This is a genomic window from Asticcacaulis solisilvae, from assembly GCF_017875235.1.
In the GTDB taxonomy this organism is placed as follows: Bacteria; Pseudomonadota; Alphaproteobacteria; order Caulobacterales; family Caulobacteraceae; genus Asticcacaulis; species Asticcacaulis solisilvae_A.
Genome location: NZ_JAGGMI010000008.1, coordinates 88,799 through 103,346 on the forward strand (window position 1 = coordinate 88,799; position 14,548 = coordinate 103,346).

16 protein-coding genes are annotated in these 14,548 nt (G+C 63.3%); 5 read left to right on the plus strand and 11 right to left on the minus strand.

Features of this window, described 5'->3' with window-relative positions; all coding sequences use genetic code 11:
- Window positions 1–22 precede the first annotated feature (22 nt).
- The 3 genes from J2X24_RS14355 to J2X24_RS14365 are packed head-to-tail and all read left to right on the plus strand — an operon-like array spanning window position 23 to window position 2,357.
- Window positions 23–682 (plus strand): ABC transporter ATP-binding protein, encoded by a 660-nt coding sequence (locus tag J2X24_RS14355; RefSeq protein WP_209722986.1) that lies wholly within the window; start codon window positions 23–25, stop codon window positions 680–682.
- The gene (locus J2X24_RS14360; protein WP_209722989.1) at window positions 679–1,875 is read left to right on the plus strand and encodes an FtsX-like permease family protein; all 1,197 of its coding nucleotides are present in this window, start codon (window positions 679–681) and stop codon (window positions 1,873–1,875) included. Before J2X24_RS14355 ends, J2X24_RS14360 begins: the two co-directional genes overlap by 4 nt.
- A complete protein-coding gene (locus J2X24_RS14365; RefSeq protein ID WP_209722992.1) occupies window positions 1,872–2,357 on the plus strand; it encodes a DUF3299 domain-containing protein in 486 nt (161 codons plus the stop codon). Before J2X24_RS14360 ends, J2X24_RS14365 begins: the two co-directional genes overlap by 4 nt.
- 11 nt (window positions 2,358–2,368) lie before the next feature.
- On the opposite strand, the gene J2X24_RS14370 is transcribed toward J2X24_RS14365, so the two are convergent.
- The 6 genes from J2X24_RS14370 to J2X24_RS14395 all read right to left on the minus strand — a co-directional run bounded on the left by J2X24_RS14370 (window position 2,369) and on the right by J2X24_RS14395 (window position 7,556).
- Window positions 2,369–2,743, minus strand: coding sequence for a response regulator transcription factor (locus J2X24_RS14370; RefSeq protein WP_209722995.1), 375 nt, complete (start codon window positions 2,741–2,743; stop codon window positions 2,369–2,371).
- 80 nt (window positions 2,744–2,823) lie between these two features.
- Window positions 2,824–4,041, minus strand: a complete 1,218-nt coding sequence (locus J2X24_RS14375; RefSeq protein ID WP_209722998.1) for an FAD-dependent monooxygenase — start codon at window positions 4,039–4,041, stop codon at window positions 2,824–2,826.
- A gap of 55 nt (window positions 4,042–4,096) precedes the next feature.
- Window positions 4,097–4,354: a hypothetical protein gene (locus J2X24_RS14380; RefSeq protein WP_209723001.1), complete on the minus strand. Its 258-nt coding sequence runs from the start codon at window positions 4,352–4,354 to the stop codon at window positions 4,097–4,099.
- A 118-nt stretch (window positions 4,355–4,472) separates the two neighbouring features.
- The gene (locus tag J2X24_RS14385) at window positions 4,473–4,778 is read right to left on the minus strand and encodes a hypothetical protein (RefSeq protein WP_209723004.1); all 306 of its coding nucleotides are present in this window, start codon (window positions 4,776–4,778) and stop codon (window positions 4,473–4,475) included.
- 14 nt (window positions 4,779–4,792) lie between these two features.
- On the minus strand, window positions 4,793–6,946 hold the full coding sequence (locus J2X24_RS14390) for a catalase (RefSeq protein WP_209723007.1): 2,154 nt from the start codon (window positions 6,944–6,946) through the stop codon (window positions 4,793–4,795).
- Window positions 6,947–7,034: 88 nt separating this feature from the next.
- The gene (locus J2X24_RS14395) at window positions 7,035–7,556 is read right to left on the minus strand and encodes a YciE/YciF ferroxidase family protein (protein WP_209723010.1); all 522 of its coding nucleotides are present in this window, start codon (window positions 7,554–7,556) and stop codon (window positions 7,035–7,037) included.
- 199 nt (window positions 7,557–7,755) lie between these two features.
- On the opposite strand from J2X24_RS14395, the gene J2X24_RS14400 reads away from it, so the two are divergent.
- Window positions 7,756–8,757, plus strand: a complete 1,002-nt coding sequence (locus tag J2X24_RS14400; protein ID WP_209723012.1) for an aspartyl protease family protein — start codon at window positions 7,756–7,758, stop codon at window positions 8,755–8,757.
- Window positions 8,758–8,788: 31 nt separating this feature from the next.
- Here the strand turns inward: J2X24_RS14400 and J2X24_RS14405 are convergent, their stop codons facing one another.
- Both J2X24_RS14405 and J2X24_RS14410 read right to left on the minus strand, forming a co-directional pair.
- Window positions 8,789–9,454: an MIP/aquaporin family protein gene (locus tag J2X24_RS14405; protein ID WP_209723015.1), complete on the minus strand. Its 666-nt coding sequence runs from the start codon at window positions 9,452–9,454 to the stop codon at window positions 8,789–8,791.
- Window positions 9,454–9,783, minus strand: a complete 330-nt coding sequence (locus J2X24_RS14410) for an ArsR/SmtB family transcription factor (protein ID WP_209723018.1) — start codon at window positions 9,781–9,783, stop codon at window positions 9,454–9,456. The genes J2X24_RS14405 and J2X24_RS14410 overlap by 1 nt, the downstream gene beginning before the upstream one ends.
- A gap of 240 nt (window positions 9,784–10,023) precedes the next feature.
- Between J2X24_RS14410 and J2X24_RS14415 the strand changes: the two genes are divergently transcribed.
- Window positions 10,024–12,876 carry a twin-arginine translocation signal domain-containing protein gene (locus tag J2X24_RS14415; RefSeq protein ID WP_209723021.1) on the plus strand — a complete coding sequence of 951 codons (2,853 nt, stop codon included), beginning with the start codon at window positions 10,024–10,026 and terminating at the stop codon, window positions 12,874–12,876.
- A gap of 33 nt (window positions 12,877–12,909) precedes the next feature.
- On the opposite strand, the gene J2X24_RS14420 is transcribed toward J2X24_RS14415, so the two are convergent.
- The 3 genes from J2X24_RS14420 to J2X24_RS14430 form a co-directional block, all read right to left on the minus strand.
- Complete coding sequence (locus tag J2X24_RS14420; protein ID WP_209723025.1) at window positions 12,910–13,404, minus strand: SRPBCC family protein; 495 nt, start codon at window positions 13,402–13,404, stop codon at window positions 12,910–12,912.
- Window positions 13,401–13,745 carry an ArsR/SmtB family transcription factor gene (locus tag J2X24_RS14425; protein ID WP_209723308.1) on the minus strand — a complete coding sequence of 115 codons (345 nt, stop codon included), beginning with the start codon at window positions 13,743–13,745 and terminating at the stop codon, window positions 13,401–13,403. Before J2X24_RS14425 ends, J2X24_RS14420 begins: the two co-directional genes overlap by 4 nt.
- A 111-nt stretch (window positions 13,746–13,856) precedes the next feature.
- Complete coding sequence (locus J2X24_RS14430; RefSeq protein ID WP_209723028.1) at window positions 13,857–14,351, minus strand: hypothetical protein; 495 nt, start codon at window positions 14,349–14,351, stop codon at window positions 13,857–13,859.
- Window positions 14,352–14,548 lie beyond the last annotated feature (197 nt).

Genomic DNA, 14,548 nt, shown 5'->3' on the forward strand with positions numbered 1-14,548 from the left:
TCAAGCGGGAAATCAGGGTTCGATGCCGGAAACGATCCTCCAAACACGGGCGCTGAGCGTCGAACGCGGCAGGCAATCGATAGGCCTGCCCGACCTGACTTTGCACGCCGGCGGCACCCTGGCCCTGTGCGGGCCGTCGGGCTCGGGCAAGACGTCGCTTCTTCTGGCCCTGGCCGGGCTGGTGCGCCCACGCGCCGGCGAGGTCATCATCGACGGCCAGCCGCTCTGGCGCCTTCCCGAAGCGGGCCGCGCGCGGCTGCGCGGGCGCGCGATCGGCTTTGTCTTCGCGGATTACCGGCTGATCGACTCCTTGTCGGTCATGGATAACCTGCAGATCGCCCGGGCCAGCGCGCATCTGGCGCGCGACCTCGACCGCGCGACGAACCTGCTGGAGCGCCTGGGCGTCGCGCCTCTGGCCAGCATCCGCGCCGACCGCCTCAGCCAGGGACAGATGCAGCGGGTGGCGCTGGCCAGGGCGCTGATGAACCGGCCCGCCCTGCTGCTGGCCGATGAACCGACGGCGGCGCTGGATGAAGCGGCCGGCGACCGGCTTATCGACCTGCTGTTGGACCTTGGCCGCGACGAAGGGATCGCGACCGTCATCGCCACCCATGAGCGCAGGCTGTTGCCGCGGCTGGACGATACGCTCTTTTTGGCCCTGCCGGCCGAGGCCGTGGCATGATCCGGCTGCGTTTCGTCCTTCAGGGCCTGCTGCGCCGCTGGGGCTCCACCTGCCTCACCATAGGCGTCGGCGCGCTCAGCATCGCTGGCCTCTGCCTTATCTTCTGGGCGCAGTCGGCGATCCCCGAGGCCGTAAAAACCCGCATTTCCGAAACCGACATGGTGGTCGGGCCGAAAAGCTCGGGACTGGACCTGGCGCTGTGCTGCGCGCTCCAGATGACCCCGGCCCAGGGCTTGCTGGAACTGGAAAGGGTCCAGGCCAGGCTGGCCATGGACGATGTCCGGCCCTTCGTCCGGATGCAGGTGCCGGTCGCGATGGGCGACAGCTATCGCGGCCACCGGATCGTCTGGACCACGCCGGACATCGCACCCTTCTACGGCGCGCGCCTGACGGACGGACGCACGTGGCGCCAGCCGCTGGAAATCGTCGCGGGTTCCGAGGCCGCGCGGTCGCTTAAGCTCAAACCCGGCGTACGCCTGACATCCAGCCATGGCCTCGCGGCGGACGGCGACGCTCACGACGCCGCCTATACCGTAACCGGCATCCTGGCCCCGACCGGCGGCGTCCTCGATCACCTGTTGCTGGCCGACCTTGCATCCATCGCACGCGTTCATGACCATGGCGGCGAACACGATCACACCGAAACCGCGCCCCATAGCCGCGTCAACGCGGTGCTGGTGCGCTTTACGTCCGAAATCGCCCAGGCGTCTCTCCCGGTTCTGATCAGCGACTCCGAAACCCTCAGCGCCGCCAGTCCGCGCCTGGAACTGGCAAAGCTCATGGCGCTGGCGCGGCCGCTGATCGACGGGGCGACGATCGTCTCAGCGATATTCGGCGCCCTGGCCGTCATGATCCTTGGCCTCTCGCTAATGCAGGGCCTGAACCGGCGGGCCAGGGACTTCATGCTCCTGCGGTTCCTGGGCATGTCACGCCGCGACCTGGCCCTGCTCAGTATCGGCGAGTCGCTTCTGATCACGCACCTGGCCCTGCTTGGCGGGTGCATTCTGGCGGTCGCCGGTCAATCGGTCCTGGCCGGCATGCTCGCCTCCCATGGCCTGACGGTATCCGGCGCCGTGCCGTTTCGGGAGGCCCTGACACTTTATAGCGCCGCCGTCGTCTTGAGCGTCCTCAGCGCGCTTGGCCCGACCCTGCGAATGTCCATTGCCCGCGATGACGAGGAACTGCGCGCATGAAGCACCGCCGGTCGATTTTATCCGCCCTGCCCGCCTTCCTCCTGCTCAGCGGCTGGCGTGAACAGGAGGCTGGCGATCTCAAAAATGAGCGCGCCTACCAGAACAACCTTCCCCGCTCCAGGGACCCTGTCTGGCCCAAGCTCCGCGCCTGCAAGGTCAGTTTCAGCCGCAAATCAGGGCTTTACAGCCTGACCCCAACGCCGGACGTAAAAGCCATGGCCGGAAAGCCCGTGAAAATAAAGGGTTTCATCCTTCCGCTCGACGGCCTCGACATGACGCGACATTTTCTGCTCGGCGTCAACACGCCGGTCTGCCTGTTCCATCCGCCGGGCGAGCCGAATGAAGTGATCGAGGTGCGCAGTGTAAGGCCCGTCCGCTGGACGGAGACCCAGGTGACGATCGAAGGGCAATTCGGGCTGATCCGGAACGCCGAAATGGGCGTGTTCTTTTCGCTGACCCAGGCGAAGCAGGTAAAGGCGTAAGCGGAACGCGGTCAGTGCGCCGGCGTCACCGACAACCCATTGATCCGCCGCAGCAGGGTCTCGGGCTTGAACGGCTTGTTCATATAGTCGGTCGCGCCACGCGACAGCGACTCGTTGATCGACCGGGCGTCCGTGCGCACCGTCATGACAATGATCGGGACGCTGGAAAATCCGCGAATCTCCTGAAGGACATCAAGGCCATCGATGTCCGGCAGGCCCAGGTCCAGGACCACGACCTCATAGTCGTTCGAGCGCACGTGTTCGATGGCCAGCCGGCCCTCCCCCACGGTGTCGACCTCGAAGCCCTGAAGCTCGAAAAAGATGGTGTGGACGTTCCGGATACCGGCTTCGTCCTCGACAATAAGTATCTTGCGTTTCTGGGGCATCTTGCTCACCTGCCCCTGATCGGGCGCTACGAGACACGGACCTAGGCCGTTAAGAATAAATTCGAAATACGTTTCGATCATCAGGTCGCGGAAAGACGTGTGGAGACCACACCCTCGTCCCCGGCATAGTCGGGCAGCACAATGTCCTTCGTCTTGCCCGTCAGGAGCGCGGACGCCGCTTCACGCACGCCCGGCAGGCCAAGCACGCGCATAACAGCTCGCAATATCGCAAGGCCCGTGCGCGAACGCGGATTGAGGAGCTTGGGCGCGAACTTCGGCACGCCCTGGCCGTCCTCGACAAAGGGCCGCATCAGGCGGTCATAGGCGTGAAACGCCCTGGCGGGACTGTCCGACCGCGACAGTTCTCCAGCAAGAACATAGGCGCCGGTCAGCGCCAGGGTGGTGCCGATACCGGCCAGCGGCGTGGCGCACCAGGCGGCATCGCCCAGAAGCACCACCCGGCCCGACGACCAGCGCGGCATCTTCACCTGGCGCAGGACATCGAAATAGAAGTCTTCCGAGGCCATCATGCCGTCCAGAATCCGCGGCGTTTCCCAGCCGGCGTCTTCGAAACGCTCGCGCATATAGGCCTTTTGCTGCGCGGGCGACCAATCCTGTTCGCCATGGGCCTGAAGCGTCAGGAAGGCGTGGGTCATACCGTCCGGGCCGGGACGGACCAGCACCCCTCGCCCGCCCGTGGCATTGTACCAGCGGCCGAGCTCGCCGTCGTTTTCACCCTTGGGGATACTGAAATAGGCCATGGTGATGTCCATCCAGCGCGGCTGGTTCTCGCCCGGAAAGACCAGTTCGCGCGTCGCCGAGCCCACGCCTTCGGCGACGATGACGATGTCATAGGCTTCGGTGCGGCCGCTCTTGAAGGTGACGCTGGCCTCGTCGCCAATATGCCGTATCGCGGTGACATGGTCGCCGAAACGGAAGGCTGCGCGCGCCGCGACGCCGTCGTACAGCAGGCGCGCCAGGTCGCCGCGCAGGATTTCCAGGTCGGCCGTCGGGCCGTCGTCGCCCAGCTCATCGGCGTCGAACCGGGCCAGGATCTCATTGTCCTCATCGACCCACACCGAGCCACGTTCGCCGGTATTGCGCGCCTTGACGGCGGCTTCCAGGCCCATGCGGCGGATAACCTCGTGGCCGGCGCCGCGCACATCGACATTCTGGCCGCCGTCGCGAAAGGCCGGCGCCTTCTCGACAACCGTCACGTCGAAGCCATGGCGCGTCAGCCACCAGGCGGCGCAGGTCCCGGCGATACTGGCGCCGGTAATCAGAATGCGGCGGCTCATGCGGATCTCCTTTGTGGTCATCTCAGCATGTACGCGCGCAGGTGGGCGATGGTTTTCACCGGTGCGATTGTAAGGGGACGGTGCGTAAGGCGCCCTGTCCGGCCGGGCGGAGGAACATGCGCGCGCCAAGCAGGCTCAACTGGCCGTGCAGGGCCTTGGCCTGGTCCTCCGTGGCGCCGTGCTTGAGTTCGATGATGACAGCGTGATCGGCGGCAGGGTCGTCTCCAGGCTGCGGGACGAATTCGATGGCGATGCGATCGGCATCGCGGTCGGAGGGGTTTTTCAGGGCGGGAGAGAAGTTACGAACAGGCATTGGATACGCTTTATATTGAATTGCAAATTGAAACCGGTCCTTCGCGGACTTGCACCATGCAAGCGTCCGAAACGATAAAAAACCAATATGTTTCAGTGCGATAACGCTGTTCGAGTCATCAGAGGACCACAGTGTCGCGTGCGCGGATAAGCAGACTGTCCTGGCGGAAGGCGGCCTGAAGATGGACGCGGTATTGCGTCCACCACGATGCTTCCAACTGATCGGCCATAACTTCGAAGATGACGATGTCATCCCTGACGACCGTATCGTCCTGGGCCCACAGGCCGGCCGCGGGCGCGCGGGAATAGATCGTCAGGCCGCCGAACCGTTCGGTCAGGGCCTGACGCTCAGCCGCATAGAGATGGGCGGGAAAAGGCCGGCCGTCATTGTCGGTGAGCGGCAGGAAGATTTCGATCACGAACACGGCCGGCCTTCAGTTCAGGTCGCCGACGGCAGGTCCGGATTGAGCGCGACCATCGCCTTTTCGCGCGCCCAGTGGCGGATCTCACCCAAGGCTTCGAAATAGGCGCCGACCGCCTCCGGGCCTTCCAGTTCGATGAAACCGTCGTCGAGATCATCGATAACCCCGGCCTTTTCCAGCAGCGGCACGATGCCCGGCGAATGCGCCACGAACTTGAAGTGCGCAAAGGCATCCGAGACGAAGTCGCGCGCCGGCGGCAGCTTGGCGAGCTTTTCCGCGCCGGTTTCGGACGCCAGCACGACCGGGAAGTCGAACAGGACCGACGGGCCGCCGTCGACCTTGTATTGCGGCGTCACGATCGTTCCGTCGCTCAGCTCCGCGCCGCCGATCTTGGGCGCAATGACCTCGACGACCGCGCCCGCCGCCGTCGCCGCCTCGACAATGGCGTTATAAAGCGCAGCGTCGGCGCCGTCGCCCAGCAGGATGCCGAACTTGCGGCCCTTCAGCGTGCCAGGGTTCTTCTTGAGGATGCTGAGCGCGTCCGAAGGCTGAAGATCGGTGCGCGTCGGCATCTTGGCCTGGGCGGGCTTGGGCAGTTTCGCCAGGCCCAGCCCTTCGGCGACGATGCGCGCCAGAGTCTCGTCGATGTTTAGCAGGTGCGACACCATCCTCGCCCGGATGTCCTCGCGTTCACAGCGGCTGAGTTCGAAGATCAGGGCGTTCTGCAGGTGCGCCTGCTCGATCTCGGTCTGGCTGATGTAGAACTGGCGCGCCTGGCTGTAGTGGTCGGCGAACAGTTCCGGACGGATGCGCAGCTTCGCGCCCTCGACCGGCTCGGGGAAGCTGCGGAACCCTTCGGCGCTCTCGCGCGGACCGGCATCCTCGCCAAGTTCCGGCCCCCAGGAGTTGGGCTCGTAATTGACGCGGCCCTTGGGGTTCATGAAGGCCATGTGGCCGTCCTGCTGGAAGTGCGCGAACGGGCAGCGCGGCGCATTGATCGGCAGCTGCGTGAAGTTGGGGCTGCCCAGGCGCTTCAGCTGTGTGTCGAGATACGAGAAGTTCCGGCCCTGCAGCAGCGGGTCATTGGTGAAGTCGAGGCCCGGCACGATGTTCTGGGTGCAGAAGGCGACCTGTTCGGTCTCGGCGAAGAAGTTGTCCGGCATGCGGTTGAGCACAAGCCGGCCGACCATGCGCAGCGGCACCAGCTCTTCCGGGATGATCTTGGTGGCGTCCAGCACATCGAAGTCGAACCGTTCGGCGAAATCCTCATCGAACAGTTGCAGGCCCAGTTCCCATTCCGGGAAATCGCCCGACTGGATGGCGTTCCACAGGTCGCGGCGGTGGAAGTCCGGATCGGCGCCGTTGATCTTGACCGCCTCATTCCACACGACCGACTGCGAGCCGAGCTTGGGCCGCCAATGGAACTTGACGAAGGTCGATTTGCCCTTGGCATTGACCATGCGGAAGGTGTGGACGCCGAACCCTTCCATCATGCGGTAGCTGCGCGGAATGGTGCGGTCGGACATGATCCACATGACCATGTGCATCGATTCCGGCATCAGCGAGATGAAGTCCCAGAAGTTGTCGTGGGCGGTCTGCGCTTGCGGAAAATCGCGGTCGGGCTCCTGCTTGGCGGCGTGGACGACATCGGGGAACTTCATCGCGTCCTGGATGAAGAAGACCGGAATGTTGTTGCCGACCAGGTCCCAGTTGCCCTGACGCGTATAGAACTTGACGGCGAAGCCGCGCACGTCGCGAGCCAGGTCGAACGAGCCCTTGTTGCCTGCGACGGTCGAGAAGCGGACGAAGACCGGCGTCTGTTCCCCCGCGCGCTGGAACAGGTCGGCCGAAGTCACATCGGCCAGGCTGTCATAGGTTTCGAAAAAGCCGTGGGCGCCGTAACCGCGGGCGTGGACGACGCGTTCGGGGATGCGTTCGTGGTCGAAATGGAAGATCTTTTCGCGCAGATGGAAGTCTTCGAGGCTGACCGGACCGCGCGCGCCGGCCTTGAGCGAATTCTGGTCATCACTGATGGGCACGCCCGTCGTGGTCGTCAGGACCGCCTGGTCGGGCCCAGCCTGCTGGCGGGTCTCGCCGCCCGGCCCCTGCGGGATCGTGACGTCGTCGATCTTCGCCTTGGTGAACACCTGGTCTTCGCTTTTCGTTACCATTGAACCTACTCTCGATGAATTGAACAGCCCAGCCGCTGGATCGCGGGCACAAAAAATGGCCCCGCCGGAGCGGGGCCATACGCACGGTTTACTGCGCGGGTTCCATGGCGGCATTGGCCGCGATGGCTTCCTGGTTGACTTCCGACAGGGCCAGCTGGCTCAGCTTCTCGTCGGTCGCCTTTTCCTCGGCCAGGGTTTCTTTCAGCAGCTCGGCCGCTTCGGTGTAGCCCAGCGAATTGGCGACCGTGATCAGGCTGCCGTAAGAGGCGATCTCATAGTGCTCGACCTTCTGGGCGCCGACGATCAGCATGGCGTCGCGCACGGGTCCCTTTTCGATTTCCTCGATGATTTCGCCGCCTTCGGCGACCAGGCCTTCCATGGCCAGGCACTTGATGCGCTTCAGCTTGATGCCGAGGCTTTCGACGACCTGGTCGATGCGCTCGATCTGGCCTTGGGTCTCTTCGAGGTGCTGGGTGAAACCGGCGGCCAGCTGGGCGTTGCTGGCGGCCCTGGCCATCTTCGGCAAGGCCTTGGTCAGCTGCTTCTCGGCGCTGTAGATGTCCGACAGTTCGTGGATGAAGGCTTCTTCAAGCGTGGTGATCTTGGGCATGACGCGCTCCGGATGTGAGAGGGGGAGCGGGGAAACTAGGGGCCGGAGGTGCGAAATGCGATGTGGCCGGGGCGTGGATATTATCAGGATCGGAAAAGTGCTGAAGTGCACGCTCTTCAGCCGTTCGCACGCACTGGCGCTTTGGCGGAACAGTGTTACAGTCAGCCACCCGCCGGAAAGCGCGGGATCGGGGATGGGCATGACAAAAAGAAGCGACACACGGTGGCCGCGCCGGAGCCTGCTGGCGGCGGGATTAAGCTTGGGCCTGCTGCCGCACGCGGGCACGGCCCAGATCCTCAACGCCCAGGCGGCGAAACAGATCGAGCCTGACGGAAAGGGCATCCGCCTGGCCGCGCGCGAAGACCCAGGCCAAAGACTGACGGTCGAGGTCATGATTAATGGCCAGGGGCCGTTCCGCTTCGTGGTCGATACCGGCGCCGAGCGTTCCGTCCTGTCCGACGACGTGGCCGCCCGGCTGAACCTGCCCGCGGGACCGTCCGTCATGGTGACCGGCATGGCCCGGCGTGTCGCGGCCTCGACCGTCCGCGTCCGTGAACTGGGCTTCGGTCCGTTCCGCCGCCATGGCCTGACCCTGCCGGTCCTGCCGCGCGCGTCGGTGGTCTCCGACGGCTATCTGGGGCTCGACGCCATCGACGGCACGAAGGTGACCTTCGACTTCGCCAACCGCGCGCTGCGCGTCGAAGAGGCCGGCGATATCGCCGAGACCGCCCGGCCCGACGTCACCCACGTCCGCGCCAAAGGCACCGGCGGCTATCTGCGCATAATGGACTGCCTGACCGACAGCGTCGCGTCGATCGCCTTCATCGACACCGGCGCCGAAGTGTCGGTCGGCAACACCTCGCTGATGAACGCCCTGGCCACGCGCAACAAGATCTTCGCGCCCCAGGCCTATGTCACCCTGACCGGCGTCACCGGCGGCGAAATCACCGGCCAGGTCGTGCCGGTCGGCCGCATCCGGCTGCAGAACCTGGCCTTCACCAACGGCACGCTGATCATCGCCGATGTGCCGGACTTCGCGTTGTGGAAGACGAAGTCGCGCCCTGCCCTGCTGATCGGCATGGACTATCTGCGCCAGTTCGCCTCGGTGACGCTCGACTACCGCGCCCGCGACATCCGCTTCGAACTCTCAGCCGCCCCGCCCCAGCCGCTGCCTGGCGTCAGTATCGAGGCTGTGGCGTGATCACCGGCGGCAGCGCATGGCATCGGTCATGCTATGCCTCCGCAGGCTTGAGAAACCAGGTACAGATAACAAGCGCCAGTAGTGCGCCCGCAATCTGCGCCGCCATGAAGGCCGGTGCATCCACGGGCCGGATCCCGGCAAAGGTGTCGGAAAGCGACCGGGCAAAAGTCACCGCCGGATTGGCGAACGAGGTCGAGGCCGTGAACCAGTAGGCCGCCGTGATATAGAGGCCGACGGCGACGGGCACGAAGTCCGGCCGTGCACGGTGCGTGGCAAAAATGGTCAGGATCAACCCGAAAGTCGCTACACCTTCGGAAAGCCACTGCCCCGGGCCTGTCCGCATCTTGAGCGAGACCTGCATGATTTCCTCGCCGAACATGACGTGCGCCAGCCAGACGCCGGACACCGCGCCGGCGACCTGAACGACCATGTATGCCAGCGCTTCGGCTACGGACAGTTGCCGTTTTGCGGCGATCAGCAGCGTCACCGCCGGATTGAAGTGCGCTCCGGATACCGGCCCCAGCATGGTGATCAGCACGACCAGCATCGCGCCGGTCGCCAGCGTATTACCCAGCAGCGCCACAGCGGCATTCCCGCCCGCCAGGCTTTCAGCCATGATGCCCGAACCGACGACGGTCGCCAGCAGCAGGAGCGTACCGGCGAATTCGGCAAACAGTCGACGATCCAAACTGTACATCAGCAGCACCGCACCTGGTCGAGGACGGGCTGGCACAGCTCCTTGCGACCGCCGCAGCAATCCTGCATCAGGAACAGGATAAGCCCCTGAATCGCAGCATAGTTGGCCGCGTACCGGATTATCCTGCCCTCACGTACGCTGGTTATCAGCCGTGCCTGGGCCAATATTTTCAGGTTGACCGACATCGTATTCTGCCTGATGCCCAGCCGTTCGGCTATTTCGCCGGCGGGCAGGCCTTCAGGTCCGGCCTGGATTAGAAGCCGTAGCGCATCGAGACGCGTTTCCTGGCTCAAGGCGTCGAACGCCTGAAGAGATGAGTGTTTATCCATATATCGTGATTAAATGATATATTGAAGATCGTCAATGCGGTGCGGGTCGATGCGCCATGCTGAAGTCATAAGACGTCTGAAGGCCTTCCGACCCAGCCGGAGCGCTTCCACATTTCCTCCGCAACCGCAATATGGAACACATATTTCAATTTTATTACAATTGGCACAAGCTTTCTATTGTGCGTGGCGAAAGTGATGCTAGGCTAATATGTAATACATATAAAAACGGAAGCGCCTGCCATGCCCCCATCCGGCCCACGCGTCGAACGCCGCAGATTTCTCAAACTCCTGGGCGCGGGCACCGCATTGACAGCGACCGGACTGGCGCCCCAAGCCTTCAGCGCCGCCTTGTCGGGTAATGTTCCGCTGGACGGGACCTGGTCGATCCGGCTCGACCCCGGCAATATCGGCATAACCGAAGCCTGGTTTTCGGCCCGCGCCGGCCAGGGCGCGCAACTGCCCCATGCCCTGCCGGCGCTTGGGCTGGGCGCGCCGCCGTCCGTGGATACCCAATGGACCGGCACGCTGGAAAGCCGTGAATATTATACGGCGGACAGCTATGCCGCTTACCGTCAGCCCGACAATTTCAAGATCCCTTTTTTCCTTCAGCCCGAAACCTATTATGCCGGCGCGGCCTGGTATCAGCGCGACATCACCGTCCCCAAGACCTGGGCGGGAAAGCGCGTGGAACTGTCCCTGGAGCGCTCGCACTGGGAGACGCGTGTCTGGCTGGATGACCGTTTCATCGGCCAGTGCGAAAGCCTGTCGACCGCCCATGCCTATGACCTGGGCCTGCTGAAACCGGGCACCTATCGCCTCAGCATCCGCGTCGACAACAGCCTGATCCACAATATCGGCACCAACAGCCACGCCATAAGCGACCACACGCAGGGCAACTGGAACGGCATTGCCGGCGATATCGTGCTCAAGGCGACCGACGCGACCTGGATCGACGACCTGCAACTGTATCCGAATGCGGAAACGCGCACCGTTCGGGTGGTGGCGCGGATCAAGACCCATACGGCCAAGGCAGGCGCGGGCACGGTCGAACTCACCTATGGCGGCCTCAAAAAACGCGTGGCGGTAACCTGGACCGCCGAAGGCGGGCGGCTGGACGAGACTGTCCGTTTCCCGTCGGACGCGGCGCTTTGGGACGAATTTTCGCCGAACCTGCATCACCTGTCGGCCCGGCTGGGAGCCAGCGATGCCGTTTCCGTCCGCTTCGGTTTCCGCGACCTGGGCACAACGTCATCGCATATTACGATTAATGGCCGTCAGGCCTTCATGCGCGGCACGCTGGAATGCGCCATCTTCCCTGAAACGGGCCATCCCCCGACCGATAAGGCGGCATGGACGCGCATCTTCCGCATCGCCCGGTCGTTCGGCCTGAACCTGATGCGGTTCCATTCCTATTGTCCGCCCAAGGCCGCGTTCGACGCCGCCGACGAACAGGGCTTCTACTGCCAGGTCGAAACCTGCTGGGCCAATGCTTCGACGACGCTGGGCGACGGCAAGCCGGTCGATGCCTGGGTCTTGTACGAAACGGACCGCGTGCTTAAGGCCTATGGCAATCATCCGTCGTTCGTCTTCATGCTGTATGGCAACGAGCCGAGCGGACCCAAGGACCGCAACCCCTATCTCAGCCGCTATGTCGATCATTACAAAAAGGCCGACGGGCGCATGTTGTGGAGCGGCGGCGCCGGCTGGCCCGAAATCCCGGAAAACCAGTTCCACGTCGTTCCCGAACCGCGCATCCAGGCCTGGGGCGACCAGTTGAATTCACGGGTCAACGGGAAGCCGCCGGAAACAGTGACCGACTATTCCGAATTCATGGCGAAGCGCCAGGTACCGGTCATGAGCCATGAAATCGGCCAGTGGTGCGTCTATCCCGATCTCGATGAAGTCTCGCAATATACCGGTTATCTCAAGCCGCGTAATTTCGAGATCTTCCGCCAGCGCCTCGCGGACAATGGCCTGTCACAGCATGCCCGGGATTTCCTGATCGCCTCGGGGAAGCTCCAGACGCTGCTCTACAAGGAAGACATCGAATCCGCGCTTCGCACGCCCAACATGGCGGGTTTCCAGTTGCTGGACCTGCATGATTTTCCGGGCCAGGGCACGGCGCTGGTCGGCGTGCTCAATCCGTTCTGGCGGGAAAAGGGGTACGTCACCGCCGCCGAATACAGCCGTTTTTGCAATGTCACCGTGCCCCTGGCGCGGCTTTCGAAGCGCGTCTTCACGACGGCCGAGCGCCTGACGGTCCAGGCGGAAATCTCCCATTTCGGCGCCACGCCGCTTGCGGCCGCCAGGCCGTACTGGCGGCTGGAAGCGGACGGCCAGGTGCTGCGCTCGGGCGAGATGGCGCCGGCGGCGATAACGATTGGCGCCGCCCAGGCCATGGGACAGATCGACATCGACCTCGGCTTCCTGGCCAAGGCGACGGCCTGCCGGCTGGTCGTCGGGGTCAGGGGCGAAGACGGGACGCAATTGTGCGAGAACGACTGGGATGTCTGGGTCTATCCCGCAACGTCCGCCCCGGCGGCGCCATCGGTAAAGGTCGTCAATTCGGCCGACACTGCGCTGGACCTGACCGCCAAAGGCGAAACGGTCATCCTGTCCATCCCGCGGGGGAAGGTGCGGAACTTTGACACCAAACCGGTGACCCTGGGCTTTTCCGCCATCTTCTGGAACACCAGCTGGACCAATCGGCAGGCGCCGACGACACTGGGCATATTGTGCGACCCGGCGCACCCCGCCTTCGCGGCGTTTCCCACCGATAGCCACACCAACTGGCAATGGTGGTACATCATCCATCGTGCGGCGCCCCTGCGCGTCGATCTGATGCCCAAGGGAACGCGGCCGATTGTCCGGGTGATCGACGACTGGTTCACGGCGCGCAGCCTGGCGCTTGTCAGCGAATTCCGCTGCGGCAAGGGCAAGCTGATCGTCTGCGGCTTCGACCTGACCGGCGCGGAGGCGCAGGACCCGGTGTCCCGACAGATGCGGGACAGCCTGGGGCGCTACGCGGCCTCCGGCGATTGCGCGCCGGAAACCACGATTGACGCCGCCACGCTCAAGGCGCTGATCGTGTAACCACGAGCATGACGGCGGTTCGACGTAAACGCCTCATGCGTCGGCGCCCAGAGTGCCAAGCAGCTCTTCCAGCTGGGCGAACTGCTCGTCGAACCCGCCTGTGGCGCCGGACACCATGGCCTCGTCGAGCGCTTCCTTCGAAGGGTAGAGGTCGCGCCAGACGACCAGGGTCTGATCGCCCCTGGCCTCAAACGTCACGGTGGTAACGGCGCCCTCTCCTTCGCCTTCCTCGTTCGTCCAGACGATGCGTTCATTCGGCACGACATCGAGATACTTGCCGAAGAAGGCCATCGGCTGGTCCATCGACGGGTGGCTGATGACCAGACGATAACCGCCGCCAGTGCGCACATCCATTTCGCAGGACACTATGGTCATGCCGAACGACTTGGGCGTCCACCAGCGCCTGAACAGCTCGGGATCGCTCCATGCCTTGAATACGATATGCGCCGGGCCGTTGATGGTCCGCGTTATGACGAACTCACGATCGGAGGTCCTTTCGGCGGTGGTTCGGCTATCCTTGTCGATCATTTCGTCTTCTCCTTCTGCTTCAGTTCTTCGACAATATCTTCCAATGCATCAAATCGTTCCGCCCACATGTGGCGGTACTGCGCGATCCATGCCGCCTCTTCCGCCATGGCGCGCCGCCCCAACCGGCAGGTCCGCACGCGCCCGACCTTTTCCGTCGTGACGAGACCGGCCTTTTCCAGGACGCTGACGTGCTTCTTCATGCCCGTCAGGGTCATGTGAAAGCGGTCAGCCAGGTCGGTGATCGAGGCGTCCGAACGGCCGAGTTGCTCCAGCACCGCGCGGCGCGTGGCGTCCGACAGCGCGGCGAAAGAGGTATCGAGCAAGGATGAATACTGAACCATTTGGTTCAGTTTATAGCGCATGAATGGACGCCGTGCAAGACGGGATCTGATGTGCGTGGAAACGCAGCGCTAAACCCGGCGATTGCCCATGTCGCGGCGGGTCAGGCGGCCCTATTGGAAAAGGACATAGTTGAGGTAGAACGGCGCCATCGCCTCTCCTGATTTATTCTGCAGAACCAGACTGTCGAACGGCGCCTTGATCTTCATCCGGTTCAGCGGGATATCCGTCCGCCCCCACTGGCCCTTTTGGCACTTCAGGATCATCTCCTGCGAGACGGCCTTCTCGCCATGCCTGGCCACAAGCGCGAACTCCTGCTTGCCCGCATCGCCGCCATGAAGGATGAGGGTCAGGGTCTTGTACGGAGATGCGTCGACCGGCGTGGCGGTCTGAAGCGTGAAGACACTCCAGCCCGGCATCGTAATCTCGACCGGCTTCTGGTCCTCCATCGGAACCTGCGGCGTGTTCTTGGCCCAGCCACCGATCCACCAGCCTGGCAAGATTCCATCGGCATAGATAAGCAAGGGATCCGCCGCACGGGCCATGCCCGCCATGAGGCTCAGCGACGCTCCCGTGATCCCAGCCAGACACAGCCTGCGGTTCAGCATGTTTTTCACTCCCTGTTCACCTCGCTCCATTTGGGCGAAGCCTTGTCGTTATTAAGGACAAAAAGAATAGTACAAATCCGCCCAAACGAAAGGGATATTTCATATGCAAATATTATATTCATAAACGAATTTCCGTTACCCATGGAAACTGAGAAGACCTTAAAATACAATACGGTAATATTTTAGTTTTGAAATAT

What these genes read in the sequence shown, in the direction of transcription:
- J2X24_RS14425 (WP_209723308.1), bottom strand. Translation starts at nt 13,745, where the DNA reads ATGGTTCAGTATTCATCCTTGCTCGATACCTCTTTCGCCGCGCTGTCG.
- J2X24_RS14420 (WP_209723025.1), bottom strand. Translation starts at nt 13,404, where the DNA reads ATGATCGACAAGGATAGCCGAACCACCGCCGAAAGGACCTCCGATCGT.
- J2X24_RS14415 (WP_209723021.1), top strand. Translation starts at nt 10,024, where the DNA reads ATGCCCCCATCCGGCCCACGCGTCGAACGCCGCAGATTTCTCAAACTC.
- J2X24_RS14400 (WP_209723012.1), top strand. Translation starts at nt 7,756, where the DNA reads ATGACAAAAAGAAGCGACACACGGTGGCCGCGCCGGAGCCTGCTGGCG.
- J2X24_RS14395 (WP_209723010.1), bottom strand. Translation starts at nt 7,556, where the DNA reads ATGCCCAAGATCACCACGCTTGAAGAAGCCTTCATCCACGAACTGTCG.
- J2X24_RS14390 (WP_209723007.1), bottom strand. Translation starts at nt 6,946, where the DNA reads ATGGTAACGAAAAGCGAAGACCAGGTGTTCACCAAGGCGAAGATCGAC.
- J2X24_RS14430 (WP_209723028.1), bottom strand. Translation starts at nt 14,351, where the DNA reads ATGCTGAACCGCAGGCTGTGTCTGGCTGGGATCACGGGAGCGTCGCTG.
- J2X24_RS14375 (WP_209722998.1), bottom strand. Translation starts at nt 4,041, where the DNA reads ATGAGCCGCCGCATTCTGATTACCGGCGCCAGTATCGCCGGGACCTGC.
- J2X24_RS14365 (WP_209722992.1), top strand. Translation starts at nt 1,872, where the DNA reads ATGAAGCACCGCCGGTCGATTTTATCCGCCCTGCCCGCCTTCCTCCTG.
- J2X24_RS14405 (WP_209723015.1), bottom strand. Translation starts at nt 9,454, where the DNA reads ATGTACAGTTTGGATCGTCGACTGTTTGCCGAATTCGCCGGTACGCTC.
- J2X24_RS14355 (WP_209722986.1), top strand. Translation starts at nt 23, where the DNA reads ATGCCGGAAACGATCCTCCAAACACGGGCGCTGAGCGTCGAACGCGGC.
- J2X24_RS14370 (WP_209722995.1), bottom strand. Translation starts at nt 2,743, where the DNA reads ATGCCCCAGAAACGCAAGATACTTATTGTCGAGGACGAAGCCGGTATC.
- J2X24_RS14360 (WP_209722989.1), top strand. Translation starts at nt 679, where the DNA reads ATGATCCGGCTGCGTTTCGTCCTTCAGGGCCTGCTGCGCCGCTGGGGC.
- J2X24_RS14380 (WP_209723001.1), bottom strand. Translation starts at nt 4,354, where the DNA reads ATGCCTGTTCGTAACTTCTCTCCCGCCCTGAAAAACCCCTCCGACCGC.
- J2X24_RS14410 (WP_209723018.1), bottom strand. Translation starts at nt 9,783, where the DNA reads ATGGATAAACACTCATCTCTTCAGGCGTTCGACGCCTTGAGCCAGGAA.